This is a genomic window from Nonomuraea sp. NPDC049684, from assembly GCF_044465345.1.
Lineage (GTDB): Bacteria > Actinomycetota > Actinomycetes > Streptosporangiales > Streptosporangiaceae > Nonomuraea.
In genome coordinates this window covers 1-16,546 of record NZ_JBITLO010000024.1, presented here as the reverse complement: position 1 = coordinate 16,546, position 16,546 = coordinate 1, and the positions used below count along the sequence as shown (strand labels likewise).

The following is a 16,546-nucleotide window of genomic DNA, read 5'->3' as shown; positions in this document are numbered from 1 at the left end:
ATTTTCCTTCTCTGGCGAGAACTTTGCGAAGATATTTTTCACCCCTTAACGGACTGTCGGACCGGCTCCGGCCGCCCGCCGCCCAGGACTACCAGGTGACGGGCTGGGTAGGCGGCCTGCGAGGAGAGGGGGAGCTGTCATGCCTCGACCCGGAAGTCACTCCTACGACAACGAGCGCCGCCGGCTGCGCAAGCAACTGGACCGGCAGGGGATGAGCGAGCAGGAGCTCAAGAAGCGGGTGGCCAGGAAACTCCAGTCGGACCCGGACAAGAGCCCGCGCAAGGTGGGCGGCGACCGCGCCGAAGGACCCAAGTCCGAACGGCCCCGCCGGGGGGAGCGCTGAGGCCCCGATGACCGCCATCATCGACCGCGTCGGCGTCCAGGACCTGCTCGCGACGCGCGACGCCCAGCTCGCCGAGGTGCTGCCCGAACGCGAGTACGCCTGGGCGCACCTGCCCGGCGCCGTGCATCTGCCGCTCGGCTCGCTCGACCGGCTGGCCGACGACCTGCTCGACCGGTCGCGTCCGGTCGTCGTCTACTGCCACGACTGGGTCTGCGACCTGAGCCCGCGCGCCGCCCACCGGCTGGCCCGGCTGGGCTTCGCCGACGTGCACGACTACGGCCCGGGCAAGATGGACTGGTTGTCGGCCGACCTGCCGTACGAGGGGGAGGCCGTCCTGGTGGGCTCCGGCGCCCGGCGCGACCCGGTCACGGCCGACCTGGAGGACCCGCTGGAGGAGCTCAGCGAGCGCATCGTCGCCGATCCGGCCGGGCTCGCCGTCGTGGTGGACCGGGACGAGGTGGTGCAGGGCGTCATCGGGTCGCGCGAGCTCAAGGGCGCCGACCTGACCGGCACCGCCGAGGCCGCCATGAACACCGGCGTCACCACCGTACGGCCCAGCGAGCAGCTCGACGCCCTGGCCACCCGCATGGAGGGCGCGAACGTCGACCACGTCGTCGTCACCCGCGCCGACGGCACCCTGGTCGGCCTCTACGGGCTCGGCGACCTGCGCGAACCCGGCTGGGAATCCGATCTCGGATAGCGGACGGGATTTGGAGCGGTCACCCGGCGTCTGCTAGCGTCAACAGCATGTCAGTGATCAGCCGATTTTGGCGCTATGTGGCGGCTCCGGGTGGAGCCGAAGGTCACATGCGCTGACTTACTGATCACCCGGAGCCCAAAGGCAGAGACGTCCCGTCTCTGCCTTTCGTCGTTCAGGCGGACGGCTCCGGGGGCCACGGATGTGGGCCGTACCGCCTTCGAACTTCCATCGAAAGCGGAGGACCAGCCCATGACCGCGACCAGCGACCTGCGCATCACCTCGTTCGAACCCCTGCCCACGCCCCGCGAGCTCATCGGTGAACAGCCGCTCGGCCCGGAGCGCGAGGCGCTGGTGGCGGCGAGCAGGAACGCCGTGCGCGACGTGCTCGCCGGCGACGACGACCGCCTGCTGCTCATCGTCGGCCCGTGCTCGGTGCACGACCCGGAGGCCGCGCTCGACTACGCCCGCCGCCTGGCCGCCGCCACGCGCGACCTCGGCGACGCCCTGTGCGTGGTCATGCGGGTGTACTTCGAGAAGCCGCGGACCACCATCGGCTGGAAGGGCCTGATCAACGACCCGGACATCGACGGCGGCCACGACGTCCAGCGCGGGCTGCGCCTGGCCAGGACGGTGCTGCTCGACGTGCTCGACACCGGGCTGCCGGTGGGCTGCGAGTTCCTTGAGCCGACCAGCCCGCAGTACATCGCCGACGCCGTCACCTGGGGCGCGATCGGCGCGCGCACGCCCGAGAGCCAGGTGCACCGCCAGCTCACCTCCGGCCTGTCCATGCCGGTCGGCTTCAAGAACGCCACCGACGGCGACGTGCAGGTTGCCATCGACGGTGTGAAGGCCGCCGCGCACCCGCAGGTGTTCTTCGGCATCGACGACGAGGGCCGGGCCGCGGTCGTCTCGACCACCGGCAACCCCGACTGCCACGTCATCCTGCGCGGCGGGCGCACCGGCCCCAACTACGACCCCCAGTCCATCGGCGACGCGCTGGCGCTGCTGGCCAAGGCCGGGCTGCCGGAGCGGCTGATCATCGACGCCAGCCACGGCAACAGCGGCAAGGACCACGTACGGCAGGCGGCCGTGGTGCGCGAGGTGGCCGGACGCCTGGCGGCGGGCGAGAAGGGCGTCGCGGGGCTGATGGTGGAGAGCTTCCTGGTGCCGGGGCGGCAGGAGCCCGGCCCGGCCGAGGGCCTGACGTACGGGCAGAGCATCACCGACGCCTGCGTGGGCTGGGAGGAGACCGAGCGCCTGCTGGCCGAGCTGGCCGACGCCGTGCGCGCCGGCCGCGCCGCCCGCTGACGGCCTCCCGGCGGCCCTGAGGTGATCGGCGGGCCGCCGGAGGCCCGGCAGGGCCGGTCAGGTGCGGCGGTCCAGCCGGAACGTCGGGTGGCCCGGCGTGCCCGGCTGGGCGTCCAGCGACTTGTCGTCCAGGATGGGCGCCGCGTCCTCGGCCACGAAGACGCGCACGTCCCCCTGCTCGATGACCTGGTCCCCGGCGTACGGCGTGCTCGCCAGCGACACCTCCAAGGCGCCCGCCTCGTCCGGCTTGGCGGCGATCCGCAGGCCGGCGTGCGCGGGCACGTCCTCGCCGACCATCAGGTCACGGATCGCGACCACGGCGTTGTCAGTCAAAGTCAGCACGATGCGCTCCTTCTCGCTGGAGACCCCCCGCCTCCCCCGCGACCAGGGCGGCAAACGCGCCGGGCCGGGATGAGCGCCCGCCGTGGGGGTAGCGGAGCGTCATGGCTGACAAGGACGCCGACAAGGACGCCGACAAGAACAAGGGCGTGCTGGACGCCCTGCTCGAACAGTGCGGCCAGACGTTCGCCGCCGAGGCGGGCATCCGGCTCGCCGACCGGCCGCGGCCGCTGTACCAGCTCCTCGTGCTGGCCACGCTGCTCAGCGCGCGCATCTCGTCCGGGGTGGCGGTGGCGGCGGCGCGCGAGCTGTTCGCCGCCGGGTACCGCACGCCGCGGGACATGGCGCGGGCGAGCTGGCAGGACCGCGTGGACGCCCTCGGCCGCGGCCACTACCGGCGCTACGACGAACGCACCTCGACCATGCTCGGCAGGGGCGCCGAGCTGCTGCTCGACCGCTGGAAGGGCGACCTGCGCAGGTTGCGCGACGAGGCCGGGGGCGACCCCGGGCGCATCGGCGAGCTGCTGCGGCAGTTCCCCGGCATCGGCCCGACCGGCGCCGACATCTTCCTGCGCGAGGTCCAGGGCGTGTGGCCGCAGGTCGCGCCGCACCTGGACGGCCGGGTCCTGGACGGCGCGGCCCGGCTCGGGCTGCCGCGCCAGGAACGCGGGCTGGCCCGCCTGGCCGGCTCCGGCGACGAGCTCGCCCGCCTGTCGGCGGCGCTGGTGCGCGTGTCGACCAGTAAGAAGGCCGCAGACGAGGTGCGGTCGGCCGCGGCGGGGTGAGCGGGGAGGGCTCTGTTAGGTTCGGCTCATGGGTGAGTTTGTGAGCGTCGAGGTGGCCGACCAGATCGCCACGATCCGTCTTGACCGTCCGAAGATGAACGCGCTCAACGTTCAGACGCAGCGGGAGCTCGTCGAGGCGGCGCTTCAGGTCGATGCCGACGACCAGGTGCAGGCGGTGATCCTCTACGGCGGCGAGCGGGTCTTCGCCGCCGGCGTGGACGTCAAGGAGATGGCCGACATGTCCTATGCCGACATGTCCACCCACTCCCGCACGCTCCAGGCGTGCTTCACCACGGTCGCCCGCATCGGCAAGCCGGTCATCGCCGCCGTCACCGGCTACGCGCTGGGCGGCGGCTGCGAGCTGGCCCTGTGCGCCGACTTCAGGGTGGCGGGCGAGTCGGCCCGGCTCGGCCAGCCGGAGATCCTGCTCGGGCTCATCCCGGGCGCGGGCGGCACGCAGCGTCTGCCCCGGCTCGTCGGCCCGTCCCGCGCCAAGGATCTGATCTTCACCGGCCGGCACGTCCCCGCCGCCGAGGCCCTGGCCATCGGGCTGGTCGACCGGGTGGTGCCGGACGAGCAGGTCTACACGGCGGCCCTGGAGTGGGCGGCCACCTTCGTCGGCGGCCCGGCCGTGGCGCTGCGCGCCGCCAAGCAGGCCGTCGACCAGGGGGCCGAGGTCGACCTCGACTCCGGCCTGGAGATCGAGCGCCTGCACTTCTCCGGCCTGTTCGCCACCGACGACGCCAGGATCGGCATGCGGGCCTTCGCGGAGAAGGCCAAGGCCAAGTTCACCGGACGGTGACCGCCCGGCCGCCATACGAATGCGACCCTTTGGAGTAGGCCGTCCGAGGGGAAGCGGGTTTGCCAGTATGGTGGCGTTTCATGATGCGCGTCCCGGTCCCCGCCCGGCTGCGTAAAGCCGTGCGTACGTGGTTCGACTCCCGTTACATCTCCGTCGCCGACCACCGGCAGGACATCCGGGACGCGCTCTGGGAGGTCCAGACCCTGCGCAGGGAGATGGCCACCCTCCAGGGCGAGGTCGAGCGGCTGCGGAACGCCCGTCCGCCGGCCGGGCCGGTGATCGACAAGGCCAGGGTCGACGACGCGTACCGGCTGGCGCAGGAGACCGCGCAGGCCCTCGACGGCGTGCTCCAGAACGAGGTGCTCGTCTGGCAGGCCATCGACGACCTGCGGGCCCGCGTCCCCGAGGGGGGCCGGCCGTGCGCGTGACCTGGTCCGGCACCGAGCTGACCTTCCGTCTCGACCCCGAGGACGAGATCACCGGCAGGGCGGCCGACGAGCATCCCGTCAAGCTGGCCACCAACTCCTGCTCGATCGGCGGCGTGCCCGCCGATGCCCACCCCGACCTGTTCGCCGTGGCCGCCTGGACGATCGTGGCGCCCTGGACCAGGCGGCGGATCACCTTCGACCGGGCCGTCTCCGCCGAGGTGGCCGCGGCCCTGCACGACGGCTGGGGCATCGAGGCCGGGCCGGTCGGGGCCGAGCCGCGCCGGGCCGGGGACCGGCTCGCCCTCTCCTACAGCGGCGGCGCCGACTCCGTGGCCGCGGCGGCCATCCACCCGTCGGCGCCGTTCGTGCACTTCCGGCGGGTGCCGCATCCGAGGGTGCCCAACCGGTGGCCGCACTACCGCTCCGACGTGCTGGCCAAGCTGGCCGAGCGGACCGGCCGCGAGCTGACCACCGTCACCTCCGACCTGGAGTTCACCCTCGCCGAGCCGCGTCCGGGCTATCCGGAGCACCACGCCGTCGCGGCGGGGGCGCTGCTGCTGGCCGACCGGATGAACCTCGGCGGCCTGGGCTTCGGCTATGAACTGGGTTCACGCTGGCTCGGCGGTGACCGTTACTTGTTGCGGTTCACGCCCGACAACCCCATGTGGGCGCCGCACGGCGCGTGGGGCCGGTTGTTCGCCGCCGCGGGCGTGCACATCGTCCTCCCGGTCGGCGGGGTGAGCGAGGCCGTCACCATGCGGCTGGCCCTGAACTCCGAGCTCAAGGACCAGGTGCGCTGGTGCCTGCGCGGCACCGACGGCCCCTGCCGCACCTGCGGCAAGTGCCTGTACAAGGAGCTCATCCAGGCCGCCGTCGAGCGCCGTCCGCTGGACACGCCCCTCACCGCCGACCGTCCCGTGGCCCGCAAGTGGCTGCGTCCGCCCCCCTTCGGGGGCCAGGAGATGGTCGAGTACGGCCTCGCCCGGATCCCCGGCGTCGAACGGTCGCTGTTCGCCAAGGCACTCGACCACTTCGAGGCCACCGAGGAGTCCACGAGCTGGCTCGACCACTGCTACCCGCCGGCGATCGAGGAGATCCCCGAGCCGTGGCGGGCGGAGGCGGCCGCCTTCCTGACCTCCCAGGTCGGCCTCATGACCGAGGCCGAGGTGCGGCGGGTGGAGACGTGGGGCGCGTGACCGTCCGCGGGACGGATCCTGCGAAGTGCGAGGAGTTGACTGCGTGAAGGTTTACCTGTCGGTGGACATGGAGGGCGTGACGGGGCTGACCGACCCCGAGGAGATGCACGCCGGCAAACGCGGCTACGACCGCGGCTGCGAGCTGATGACCGCCGACGCCAACGCCGCCGTCGAGGGGGCGTTCGCCGCGGGGGCGGGTTCGGTGCTGGTGAACGACGCCCACGGGTCCACCAAGAACCTGCGGATCGACCTCCTGGACCCGAGGGCGACCCTGATCCGGGGGCCGGGCAAGGCCCAGCGCATGGCTCAGGGGCTCGACGGCACGTTCCAGGCCGCGTGCTTCGTGGGCTACCACGCCAGGGCGGGCGTCCAGCACGGCGTGCTCAACCACACGTGGATGGGCAAGGAGATCCAGAACGTCTACCTCAACGGCGAGCTGTGCGGCGAGACCCGGCTGGTCGCGGCGTGCGCGGGCTTCCACGGCGTGCCCGTCGTGCTGGTGACCGGGGACGAGGCCGTCGGCGAGGAGGCGCGCGAGCTGCTCGGCGACGTCGAGACGGTCGCGGTGAAGAAGGGCATCGACAAGTTCTCGGCCGAGTTGCTGCCGCCGAGCGTCGCCCAGGCGCAGATCCGTGAGGCCGCCGCTCGCGGGCTTTCCCGGTTGAGCGACTTCACGCCTTATCGGGTGGAGGCGCCGTACACGCTGGGGGTGGAGTGGAACTCGACCGCCATCGCGGCGGCGGTGGCGCTGGTGCCCGGCGTGAAGACGGCCGGCTCCCGGCACACCGAGTTCACCACCGACGACTTCCGCCAGATCATGGCGCTGCTCGGGATCTTCGCCACCATCGGCGGCCAGGTGGCCTGCGGCAGCGGGCCGTACGGCTGAGATGTCGGTAACTGCTGACCTAGGGAGCGGGTGACGGTGGAAGGCGCGGCGCTGACCCGGCGGGGGCTGCTCGTCGGGATCGGAGCGGTGGGCGGCGCGGGCGCCATGTACGCCGCCATGGGCGCGCTCGGGCTCGCCCCCTCCGAGCAGGACAAGGAGTTCGCCGCGCCGCGCCCCGGCGACTTCTCCCTGCGCGGCAGGGGCGCGGCCAAGGTGGTGATCCTCGGCGCGGGCGTGGCCGGGCTGACGGCCGCGTACGAGCTGGGCAAGGCCGGCTACGACTGCACCCTGCTCGAAGCCAGGGGCAGGGCCGGCGGGCGGAACCTGACGCTGCGCGGCGGCGACCGCCTGACCGAGCTGAACGGCCCGGCCCAGGACGTCAAGCTGGGCGAGGGCGTCTACTTCAACGCCGGGCCCGGCCGCATCGCCCCCTGGATGGTCACCCTCGACTACTGCAGGGAGCTGGGCGTCCCGATCGAGACGTTCGTCAACAACAACGCCGCGGCGTACGTCCACACCAACGGCAGGACGGTGCGGGCCCGCACCGCCCGAGCCGACATGTACGGATATGTCGCGGAATTGCTGGCCAAGGCCACAAATATCGGCGCGCTCGACAAGGCGATCACCGCCGACGACCGGCAGCGCCTGCTGGAGTTCCTCCGCCGGTTCGGCGACCTGGGCCCCAAGCTCGACTACGAGGGCTCGCCCCGGCGCGGCTTCACCAAGTACCCGGCGCTCGACGCCGGCACCCCCGTCCCGCCTCCCGGCACCCTGCACGACGTGCTGGCCGCCGCCACCGGCCGGGCCATCACCAACGACTTCGGCTACGACATGGCCACCCCCATGTTCCAGCCGGTCGGCGGCATGGACGCGATCGTCACCAAGCTCACCGAGGCCGTAGGGGCCGACCGGATCAGAACCGGCGCCAAGGTAACCAAGATCACGACCCTGGACGACGGCGTCGAGGTGACGTACGACGGCGGCAGCGTCAAGGCCGACTACTGCATCGCCACCCTCCCCCCGCACCTCCTCGCCAAGATCCCGCACAACCTCGGAGCGCAGATCACCAGCGCACTGAGCACCCCCATCCCGGTCGCCGCCGGCAAGATCGGCCTGGAGTACGGCAGGCGCTGGTGGGAGCTGGAGGACCGCATCTACGGCGGCGTCACCGAGACCGACCTGGACATCACCCACATCTGGTACCCCTCCCACGGCTACCACTCCGAACGCGGCCTGATCGTCGGCTACTACAACACCGAGCAGAACGCCGAGCTGTACGGCTCACTCACCCCCGAGGACAGAAGGCGCAAGGCCCTCACCCAGGGCAGGAAGATACACGGCGACAAGTACCGCCAGGACCTGCTGTCCAGCGTCTCCATCGCCTGGCACCGCCAGGAGCACATCCAGGGAGGCTGGATGTACTGGCCGTCCTTTGATTCGTCCTTCACTCTTCTGCAACGCCCCGCCGGAAGGGTCTACTTCGCGGGTGACTGGCTCACCCACTTGATCGCCTGGCAGGCAGGCGCCATGGAGTCGGCCCGCAGCGCCGTCACCCTGCTGCACCGGCGGGTGCTGCAGTCCGCGTGACGTCGCACGCCACTTCCGAGACCGGCATAGGGTCGGTCAAGGAAGAGCGATCGAGGAGACGAGGATGACGTTGCACTGGGTGCCCGCGACCGAGCGCGCCGACCTGCTGGCCGATCCGGTGGCGTTCGCCGTGCCGGGCGTCGAGGGCGCCGAGGTGGCGGAGATCGACCCCGAGCTGGCCGACACGGCCGCGTTCTGCGAGCGCTACGGCGTACGGCTCGACGAGTCGGCCAACTGCGTGGTCGTGGCCGCCAAGCGCGGCGGCGAGACCCGTTACGCCGCCTGCATGGTGCTCGCGACGATGCGCGTCGACGTCAACGGCGTGGTGCGCAAACACCTCGACGCCCGCAAGGCGAGCTTCGCGCCGATGGCCGACGCGGTCGAGCTCACCGGCATGGAGTACGGCGGCATCACCCCGCTCGGGCTGCCCGGCGACTGGCCCGTCCTGGTCGACGTGCACGTCGCCGAGCATCCCAGAGTGGTGATCGGCAGCGGCGTGCGCGGGTCGAAGCTCGCCGTGCCGGGCGCCGCGCTGGCCGGGCTGAAGGGCGCCGAGGTCCTGTCCCTGACGACCTGAAGGCCCCGAGGCCGAACTGAAGCCAATTCGAGACCGTTGGATGGGAAACCGATGAGGCCGTATCGGACGTTGTACGAGTGGGAATGTGGCCTCATGGTTCATCTCGTGGGCGGGGATTAAGCCGATATGGTGCTTCATGCCATGAACGATGACCGACTAGGCCCTTACCGGCTGCTCAGGCGGCTCGGTGAAGGCGGGATGGGCGTTGTCCACCTCGCTGTCGACCCCCAGGGGCGACAGGTGGCGGTCAAGGTCCTGCGCGGAGAGGTCGCCGGTGACGAGGTCGCCAGGCGACGGCTTTCGCGTGAGGTCGAGACCATGCGCCGGGTCCGCAGCAAATTCATCGCAGAAGTGGTCGATGCGGATGTAACCGGTCATCGTCCGTACATCGTCACGCGTTACGTGCCCGGCCGTCCTCTCGACGAGATCGTCAAGGACGACGGGCCGCTCGACCTGCCCGCGCTGGTCCGGCTCGCCCACGGGGTGGCCTCCGCGCTGGCCGTGGTCCACTCCGTCGGCGTGATCCACCGCGACCTCAAGCCGGGCAACGTGCTGATCCTCGACGGCGAGCCCGTCCTGATCGACTTCGGCATCGCCCAGGCGGTCGACGCGACCAGGCTGACCCAGACCGGCATGTTCATCGGCACCCCCGGCTACCTCGCGCCCGAGATCATCGAGGGCCAGGAGGCCGGCCCCGAGGTCGACATCCACGCCTGGGCGGGCACGCTGCTCTACGCCGCCACCGGCCAGCCGCCCTTCGGCAAGGGCACGCTGGAGATGATCTTCTACAACATCACCGCCGGGAAGGCCGACATCAGCGGCGTCCCGGCCGAGCTGCAGCCGCTGCTCAAGGCGGGCTTCCAGCGCAACCCGGCCAAGCGGCCCAAGGCCGCCGACCTGGCCGAGCAGACGGCCCGCATGCTGCCGAGGCCGCCGCACGGCGGGCCCGACGAGATCTCCACCGTCCCCCGGCCCGACGCGCCCGACGACTTCCCGACCAGGCGGCCGCCGTTCGTGGGGGAGAAGCCGTCCTACGACGTCTCCACGCCGCCGATGACGCCGCGCCGGCTGATCGACGGCCAGGAGCAGCCGGTCGCGCCGCCCGCCGACCCGCACTTCGTCTCCCTGCTGCCCAACCAGGCGGCCGGGCTGCCCGGTGCCGGGTTGCCCAGTGCCGGGCTGCCCGGTGCCGGGCTGCCCGAGCAGGGCGTGGCGCTGCCGGACCAGGGCGCGGGCGACCCGTGGCCGACCCGCCGGGTCTCGCCGGAGGAGCTGCGCCAGATCCAGCGCGAGGCCGGGCCCAGCCAGCCCTGGCCGCAGCAGCAGCCCCCGCTCCAGCCCCAGCCTCACTCCCAGCCGCAGCCGCAGGTCAACCCGCACGAGGCCGACGTGCCCACCCGGCGGGTGCGCCCGGACTCGGCGGAGTTCGGCCGGCTGAGCTCCGGCCCCCAGCCGGTGGACCACGGCCGGCTCGGGTCCGGCGCCCAGCCGGTGGACCACGGCCGGTTCGGCTCCGGCCAGGAGGCGGCGAACTACGGCCCGGTGCCCGTGCAGCCGCCGCCCTACATCCCGGCGCAGCCGCAGTACCCGCCCCAGGACCAGCAGGCCGCTCGCGAGCCGTACAACGCGGGCGGGCGTCCTGGGCAGGCGTTGCAGCGCTCGAAGGCGTACGGGGTGGCGAGCGCCATGCTGCTGATCCTCATGATCGTGGCGGCGGTGACGGCCCCCGTCCTGGTGGCGGTGGTGGCGATCCCGATCGCCGTGCTGCTGCGCGCCGCCGACCTCGCCCAGCCGGCGCTCAGCGGCCGCAGGCCCGCCGGGTCCGCCGCCCTCGACGTGCTCAGGGTCCTCGCCCAGCCGCGGGCGCTGGCCAAGTCCGTGGGCATCACGGTCGCGCTCGTCCTGTACGCCCTGATCCTCGGCCTGCCGGTGACGCTGCTGCTCAGCGTGGTGGTCAGGATGAACTCGGCCAACGCCCTCGCCTGGGGGGCCGCGGTCGCGCTCTGGACCCTCTGCGCGGGGCCGGGCGTCGAGGGCCCGGGGCGGCAGATGCGCAGAACGCTCTCATCGCTCGTACCCTCTAGGACAGCGGCCATGGCGATGGCGGGAGTCCTGGCGGCGGGCGCCGCCCTCTCGCTGATCCTCGCCTACGGCACGTTCGGGGACACGCCAAGGGGGAGTGTATGGAGTCCACTGGACGTCACACCCGTGACAGAGCAACTCAGCAGCCTGAAGGGCGGCGGCTGAGCCGAGGAAGGTGGCGATGAGCATCCAAGCGCCGGAACGCCTCGGCCCCTACCGCATCGTCAGGAAGATCGGCGAGGGTGGCATGGGGGTCGTCCACCTGGGTCTCGACGGTGAGGGCCGCGAGGTCGCCATCAAGGTGCTCCACCCGCACGTGGCCGCCGACCTCAAGGCCCGCGACCGGCTCACGCGCGAGGTCGAGACCATGCGCCGGGTGCGCAGCCCGTACGTCGCCGAGGTCATCGACGCCGAGCTGGTGGGGGGCCAGCCCTACGTCGTGACCCGCTTCGCCCCGGGGCGCACGCTGGAGGAGACCGTGCTGACCGAGGGCGCCCTGGAGGCGCGGCAGGTCATCAGGCTGGCCCAGGGGCTGTGCCAGGCGCTGGTCGCCATCCACGCGGCCGACGTGATCCACCGCGACTTCAAGCCGTCCAACGTCATGCTGGTCGACGGCGAGCCGCTGGTCATCGACTTCGGCATCGCCCACCTGGTGAACGCGACCCGGCTGACCCAGACCGGCATGTTCGTCGGCACGCCCGGCTACCTGGCGCCCGAGATCATCCGCGACTCCGACATCACCCAGGCGGCCGACGTGCACGCGCTGGCCTCGACGGTGTTCTTCGCCGCCACGGGCGCGCCGCCGTTCGGCACCGGGACGTTCGAGGCGGTCTGCTTCAACATCATGGAGGGGCGGGCCCAGCTCGACCGGGCGCCCGCGTGGCTGCGCGGCTGGCTGTCGCGCGCGCTGCGGGTCGATCCCGCCGCCCGGCCGGGCGCGCATGAGCTGCTGCGGATGGCCAGGGAGCTCGACCCTTCGGTGACGTCGTTCAACGAGATCGAGGGGCCGACCGGCACCAAGCGCATCGGCAGCGGCACCCGCGCCATGGACACGTTCTCCGACCTGCTGCCGCCGGTCGAGTACCGCAAGGCCGCGCCGCCGCCCCCGCCCCCTCCGCCGCCCGCGCGGCGGGAGGAGCGGCCGCCGCCCTACGTGCCCGCGCCCACCTCGGCGCGCCCGGTGCCGCGCACCGACCAGCGGGTGGCCGGCTACCCGGCGCCGCCGCCGCAGCCGCGCCCCTACACGCCGCCGCCCCAGCCGCGCGGCCACGTGCCGCCGGCGGAGCGCAAGAGGTACCTGTTCGGCGCCCAGGTGACCGGGTTGCTGCTGCTGGTCACGCTGGTGGCGCTGACCGTCATGATGCCCGTCGTCATGGGGGCGGTGGCCGTCGCGCTCGCGGTGGTGCTGCGGGTGGGCGAATACCTGTTCGGCGACATGGTCAAGCGGCGCCAGATCCGCGGCAGCAGCTCGGCCGACCCGCTGCTCGCGCTGGTCGGCACGCCGTGGGCGCTGGTCAAGGCCGCGCTGGTGACGCTGGTGCACGTGCCGCTCGCGCTGCTGTTCGGCGCGTGCGTGTGGGGGGCGCTGCACTGGGCCGGCGGCATGGGCACCAACCAGGCCGCCGCCTACGCGGCCGGCGCGTTCGCCGGGGGCCTGTTCGTGCTCCCGGGCGGCGGCGCGCCGCGCAAGGCCGTGACCCGTACGCTCACCGGCGTGCTGCGCAGCCCCGGCGCCGCGCTGGTCGCGGTCGTCGCGGTGGGCACGGCGGCGCTGTTCGCGGCGATGTTCGCGCTCGGCCAGGACCCGGTCTGGACGCCCTGGCGGGCCCCGCAGAGCGTGATCGACGACCTGGCGAGCGAGGCCAGGCAGAGCACGATCGGGCTGATCACCGGACTGATCGAAAGTCTGCTCGACGGGCTGGGGTTGGGCTTCCTGACTCCGTGGTCGTGAGTGTCCCCCTCGGCCCGACGGGGGAGAGATGAGGTATGAGCGAGCGCCTCGGCCCTTATGAGCTTCTCTCCAGGCTCGGCGCGGGCGGCTTCGGCGAGGTCCATCTGGCGCTCGACGTCCAGGGGCGCACGGTCGCGGTCAAGGTGCTGCATCCGCACGTCGCGGCCGACGCCCTCGCGCTGGGCAGGCTCGACCGCGAGGTGGAGACGATGCGCCGGGTCGGCGGGCCGCACGTCGCCGAGGTGCTCGACGCCTCGCTGGAGGGCCCCAGACCCTACCTGGTGACCCGCTACGTCCAGGGCCGCCCGCTCAGCGCCGTGCCCGTGCCCGTCGCCGAGCTGGGCCCCCTGGCCTCGGGGCTGGCCGACGCGCTGCTGGCCATGCACGAGTCCGGGGTGGTCCACCGCGACCTCAAGCCGGCCAACGTGATGATGAGCGAGGACGGCCCGGTCGTCATCGACTTCGGCATCGCCAGCGCGCTCGACTCGCTGTCGGTCACCGCGTCCGGCGCGGTGGTCGGCACGCCCGGCTACCTGGCTCCGGAGATCTTGGAAGGCGGCGGCGCGGGCGTCGAGGCCGACGTGTTCTCCTTCGGCGCGACGCTCGCCTACGCCGCCACCGGGCGGCAGCCGTACGGGCAGGGGCCGGCCTCGGCGGTGGCCTACCGGGTCGTGCACCACCCGCCCGACCTGGAGGGCGTGCCGGACTGGCTGGCGCCGCTGTTACGCGAGTGCCTGTCCACCGACCCCGCCGCGCGGCCCACGGCCGCGCAGATCTGCGCCCGGCTGGGCGTCGCCCCCGTCCCGCACGTACGGCAGGCCGGCCCCCGTCCCTCGGCCCCGGTGGCGCGTCCGCGGCCGGCCGACGACATGAGCACGAGGGAGTGGCGGCCGGGCGACGGCCGTCGCGGGTCGGTCGAGGAGTCCAGGGCGCGGCACCGGGAGAAGGTGCGCAGGCGGTGGCTGATCGGCTCGGGCCTGTTCGTGTCGCTGCTGGCGGCGGCCGCCCGCGAGCCGCTGCCCGAGGTGGCGCTGTTCCTGCTGGCCGCCTACGTGCTGGCGGTGGTGAGCGACGCCGGGGTGGCGCTGCTCTCGCGCGGGCCCTACCGGCGCAGCCGGATGGTGGCCGACCTGGTGAGCGTGGCGGGCGCGGTGGGGGTGTGCTTCGGGCTCGCCGCGGTGTTCAGCACGTTCACACTGGCCCTGTTCGCGGGTACGGCCCTGGTGGTGGGCATCGTGTTCCTGTTGTCCGCCTGATTTCCCCGCGGGGGCGATCGGAACGTACCGAATAAAGTTCGGTATGGTGGGAAGGGTAGGGGCTTCACGCGGGAACCGCTGGTTTGCGCGTAAGCTACCCACGGGTAACATGACCGCGGGAGCCAGGGCACGACTCTGACCCACCCCGTGTCAGGAGCCCGTCGGGAACCTGGCAGTCTGGTCAGCATTGCATTCGGCGCCTATCGCAGCGACGCGGTGGGCGCACGCGAACACGGGAGGTCGGCCACCGGCCATGAACATCGTCGTCTGCGTGAAGCAGGTCCCCGATACGGCGACCGAGCGCAAGCTGCGGTCCGATGACAACACGCTCGATCGTGACGCCGTCGACGGCGTGGTCAACGAGCTTGACGAGTACGCGGTCGAGGAGGCGCTGAAGCTCAAGGAGGCGCACGGTGGCGAGGTCACCGTGCTCACCATGGGCCCGGGCAAGGCCACCGAGACCATCCGCAAGGCCCTGGCGATGGGCGCCGACAAGGCGGTCCACCTGAGCGACGACGCGCTGCACGGCTCCGACGCGCTGTCCACCTCGTACGCGATGGCCCAGGTGCTCAAGAAGATCGGGTTCGACCTGGTCGTCCTGGGCTCGGAGTCGACCGACGCCCGCACCGGCGTGCTGGCCGCGATGCTGGCCGAGCGCCTGGGCACGGCTCAGCTCACGCTGGCCAACAAGGTCGAGATCGAGGGCTCCTCGATCAGCGTCCAGCGCATCACCGACTACGGCTTCGACAAGGTGCAGGCCTCGCTGCCGGCCGTCGTGTCCGTGGTCGAGAAGATCAACGAGCCGCGTTACCCGTCCTTCAAGGGCATCATGGCGGCCAAGAAGAAGCCGGTCGAGACGCTGGCCATCGCCGACGCCGAGATCGACGCCGCCCAGGTCGGCCTGGGCGCCGCCTGGTCGGAGGTTGTCGACTTCGCCGCCGCGCCGCCGCGCGCCGCCGGCACGATCGTCAAGGACGAGGGCGACGGGGGCTCGAAGGCCGCCGACTTCCTCGCCTCCAAGAAGTTCATCTGAGAACGGGGGTTTTACTGATATGTCGGAGATTCTCGTTCTGGTGGAGCAGGTCGACGGCGAGGTCAAGAAGGTCACGCTCGAACTGCTGACCCTGGCCCGCTCGCTCGGCACGCCCGCCGCCGTCTGGGCCGGCCCCGGCCTCGGCGACGCCGCCAAGGCCAGGCTGGCCGAGTACGGCGCCGAGACGATCTACAACGCCGGGTCCGCCGACATCGTCGACCACGTGGTGGCGCCCAAGGCCGAGCTGCTGGCCCAGCTCGTGGCCGAGAAGTCGCCCGCCGCGGTGCTCGTGGCCGCCACGGCCGAGGGCAAGGAGGTCGCCGGTCGCCTGGCCGTCAAGACCGACTCCGGCGTCATCACCGACGCCGTGGGCCTGTCCGAGGGCTTCGTGGCCGACCAGTCGATCTTCGGTGGCGGCGTCAACGTGCACTCCAAGGTGCGCAGGGGCACCCCGATCGTCGCCGTGCGTCCGAACTCGACGGCCCCGCAGGCCGCCGCGGGCGCCGGCGCGGTCGAGGAGGTGTCGGTCGCGCTGAGCGAGGCGGCGAAGGCCGCCCGCATCGTCGAGCGCGTCAAGCAGGAGAAGGGCGCCAGGCCCGAGCTGACCGAGGCCGCGATCGTGGTCTCCGGCGGCCGGGGCGTGGGCTCCGCCGAGAACTTCTCCGTCATCGAGGGCCTGGCCGACACGCTGGGCGCGGCCGTCGGCGCCTCGCGCGCCGCCACGGACGCCGGCTGGTACCCCCACCAGTTCCAGGTGGGCCAGACGGGCAAGACGGTCTCGCCGCAGCTCTACATCGCGGCCGGGATCTCCGGCGCCATCCAGCACCGGGCCGGCATGCAGACCGCGAAGACCATCGTCGCGATCAACAAGGACCCCGAGGCCCCGATCTTCGAGCTCGCCGACTACGGGGTCGTGGGCGACCTGCACCAGGTCGTCCCGCAGCTCACCGAAGAGATCAGCAAGCGCAAGTAGCGTCAGGGATCAGCGGGCGCGCACAGCGCCGAGGGGGGGGGGGGGGGGGGGGGGGGGGGGGGGGGGGGGCCGCGCCCGGGGCCCGGCGGGGCGGGGGGGGGGGGGGGGGGGGGGGGGGGGGGGGGGGGGGGGCGGGGGGGGGGGGGGGCCGCGGCCGCTGTACCAGCTCCTCGTGCTGGCCACGCTGCTCAGCGCGCGCATCTCGGCCGGGGTGGCGGTGGCGGCGGCGCGCGAGCTGTTCGCCGCCGGGTACCGCACGCCGCGGGACATGGCGCGGGCGAGCTGGCAGGACCGCGTGGA

General features: G+C 72.7%; 16 protein-coding genes. 15 read left to right on the top strand and 1 reads right to left on the bottom strand.

Annotated elements, in window-relative coordinates; all coding sequences use genetic code 11:
• Positions 1 to 139: 139 nt before the first annotated feature.
• The 3 genes from ACIBST_RS45630 (at position 140) to ACIBST_RS45620 (ending at position 2,351) form a co-directional block, all read left to right on the top strand.
• On the top strand, positions 140 to 343 hold the full coding sequence (locus ACIBST_RS45630; protein ID WP_352322071.1) for a hypothetical protein: 204 nt from the start codon (positions 140 to 142) through the stop codon (positions 341 to 343).
• 7 nt (positions 344 to 350) lie between these two features.
• Entirely contained in the window at positions 351 to 1,043 is a 693-nt protein-coding gene (locus ACIBST_RS45625) for a CBS domain-containing protein (protein WP_397179718.1), read from the top strand.
• 249 nt (positions 1,044 to 1,292) lie between these two features.
• The gene (locus tag ACIBST_RS45620) at positions 1,293 to 2,351 is read left to right on the top strand and encodes a 3-deoxy-7-phosphoheptulonate synthase (protein ID WP_397179717.1); all 1,059 of its coding nucleotides are present in this window, start codon (positions 1,293 to 1,295) and stop codon (positions 2,349 to 2,351) included.
• Positions 2,352 to 2,408: 57 nt separating this feature from the next.
• Here the strand turns inward: ACIBST_RS45620 and ACIBST_RS45615 are convergent, their stop codons facing one another.
• On the bottom strand, positions 2,409 to 2,693 hold the full coding sequence (locus ACIBST_RS45615; RefSeq protein ID WP_352328823.1) for a Fe-S cluster assembly protein HesB: 285 nt from the start codon (positions 2,691 to 2,693) through the stop codon (positions 2,409 to 2,411).
• Between the two features lie 101 nt (positions 2,694 to 2,794).
• Here ACIBST_RS45615 and ACIBST_RS45610 point away from each other — a divergent pair, with 101 nt between their 5' ends.
• The 12 genes from ACIBST_RS45610 to ACIBST_RS45555 all read left to right on the top strand — a co-directional run bounded on the left by ACIBST_RS45610 (position 2,795) and on the right by ACIBST_RS45555 (position 16,246).
• Positions 2,795 to 3,475 (top strand): endonuclease, encoded by a 681-nt coding sequence (locus tag ACIBST_RS45610; protein WP_397179716.1) that lies wholly within the window; start codon positions 2,795 to 2,797, stop codon positions 3,473 to 3,475.
• Between the two features lie 28 nt (positions 3,476 to 3,503).
• Positions 3,504 to 4,277, top strand: coding sequence for an enoyl-CoA hydratase-related protein (locus tag ACIBST_RS45605; protein ID WP_358003064.1), 774 nt, complete (start codon positions 3,504 to 3,506; stop codon positions 4,275 to 4,277).
• 80 nt (positions 4,278 to 4,357) lie between these two features.
• Positions 4,358 to 4,705 carry a hypothetical protein gene (locus ACIBST_RS45600; RefSeq protein ID WP_397179715.1) on the top strand — a complete coding sequence of 116 codons (348 nt, stop codon included), beginning with the start codon at positions 4,358 to 4,360 and terminating at the stop codon, positions 4,703 to 4,705.
• On the top strand, positions 4,696 to 5,901 hold the full coding sequence (locus ACIBST_RS45595) for a DUF6395 domain-containing protein (protein WP_352352244.1): 1,206 nt from the start codon (positions 4,696 to 4,698) through the stop codon (positions 5,899 to 5,901). The genes ACIBST_RS45600 and ACIBST_RS45595 overlap by 10 nt, the downstream gene beginning before the upstream one ends.
• A 43-nt stretch (positions 5,902 to 5,944) precedes the next feature.
• Positions 5,945 to 6,787, top strand: coding sequence for a M55 family metallopeptidase (locus ACIBST_RS45590; RefSeq protein ID WP_397179714.1), 843 nt, complete (start codon positions 5,945 to 5,947; stop codon positions 6,785 to 6,787).
• Positions 6,788 to 6,817: 30 nt separating this feature from the next.
• A complete protein-coding gene (locus tag ACIBST_RS45585; RefSeq protein WP_397179713.1) occupies positions 6,818 to 8,374 on the top strand; it encodes a flavin monoamine oxidase family protein in 1,557 nt (518 codons plus the stop codon).
• Positions 8,375 to 8,438: 64 nt separating this feature from the next.
• Positions 8,439 to 8,951: a YbaK/EbsC family protein gene (locus tag ACIBST_RS45580; protein WP_397179712.1), complete on the top strand. Its 513-nt coding sequence runs from the start codon at positions 8,439 to 8,441 to the stop codon at positions 8,949 to 8,951.
• 126 nt (positions 8,952 to 9,077) lie between these two features.
• The gene (locus ACIBST_RS45575) at positions 9,078 to 11,198 is read left to right on the top strand and encodes a serine/threonine-protein kinase (RefSeq protein ID WP_397179711.1); all 2,121 of its coding nucleotides are present in this window, start codon (positions 9,078 to 9,080) and stop codon (positions 11,196 to 11,198) included.
• 16 nt (positions 11,199 to 11,214) lie between these two features.
• Complete coding sequence (locus ACIBST_RS45570; protein ID WP_397179710.1) at positions 11,215 to 12,984, top strand: serine/threonine-protein kinase; 1,770 nt, start codon at positions 11,215 to 11,217, stop codon at positions 12,982 to 12,984.
• A gap of 35 nt (positions 12,985 to 13,019) precedes the next feature.
• A complete protein-coding gene (locus ACIBST_RS45565; protein WP_397179709.1) occupies positions 13,020 to 14,240 on the top strand; it encodes a serine/threonine-protein kinase in 1,221 nt (406 codons plus the stop codon).
• 253 nt (positions 14,241 to 14,493) lie between these two features.
• The gene (locus ACIBST_RS45560) at positions 14,494 to 15,273 is read left to right on the top strand and encodes an electron transfer flavoprotein subunit beta/FixA family protein (RefSeq protein WP_352329623.1); all 780 of its coding nucleotides are present in this window, start codon (positions 14,494 to 14,496) and stop codon (positions 15,271 to 15,273) included.
• Positions 15,274 to 15,292: 19 nt separating this feature from the next.
• Positions 15,293 to 16,246 (top strand): electron transfer flavoprotein subunit alpha/FixB family protein, encoded by a 954-nt coding sequence (locus tag ACIBST_RS45555; protein ID WP_397179708.1) that lies wholly within the window; start codon positions 15,293 to 15,295, stop codon positions 16,244 to 16,246.
• The last annotated feature ends 300 nt before the right edge of the window (positions 16,247 to 16,546 follow it).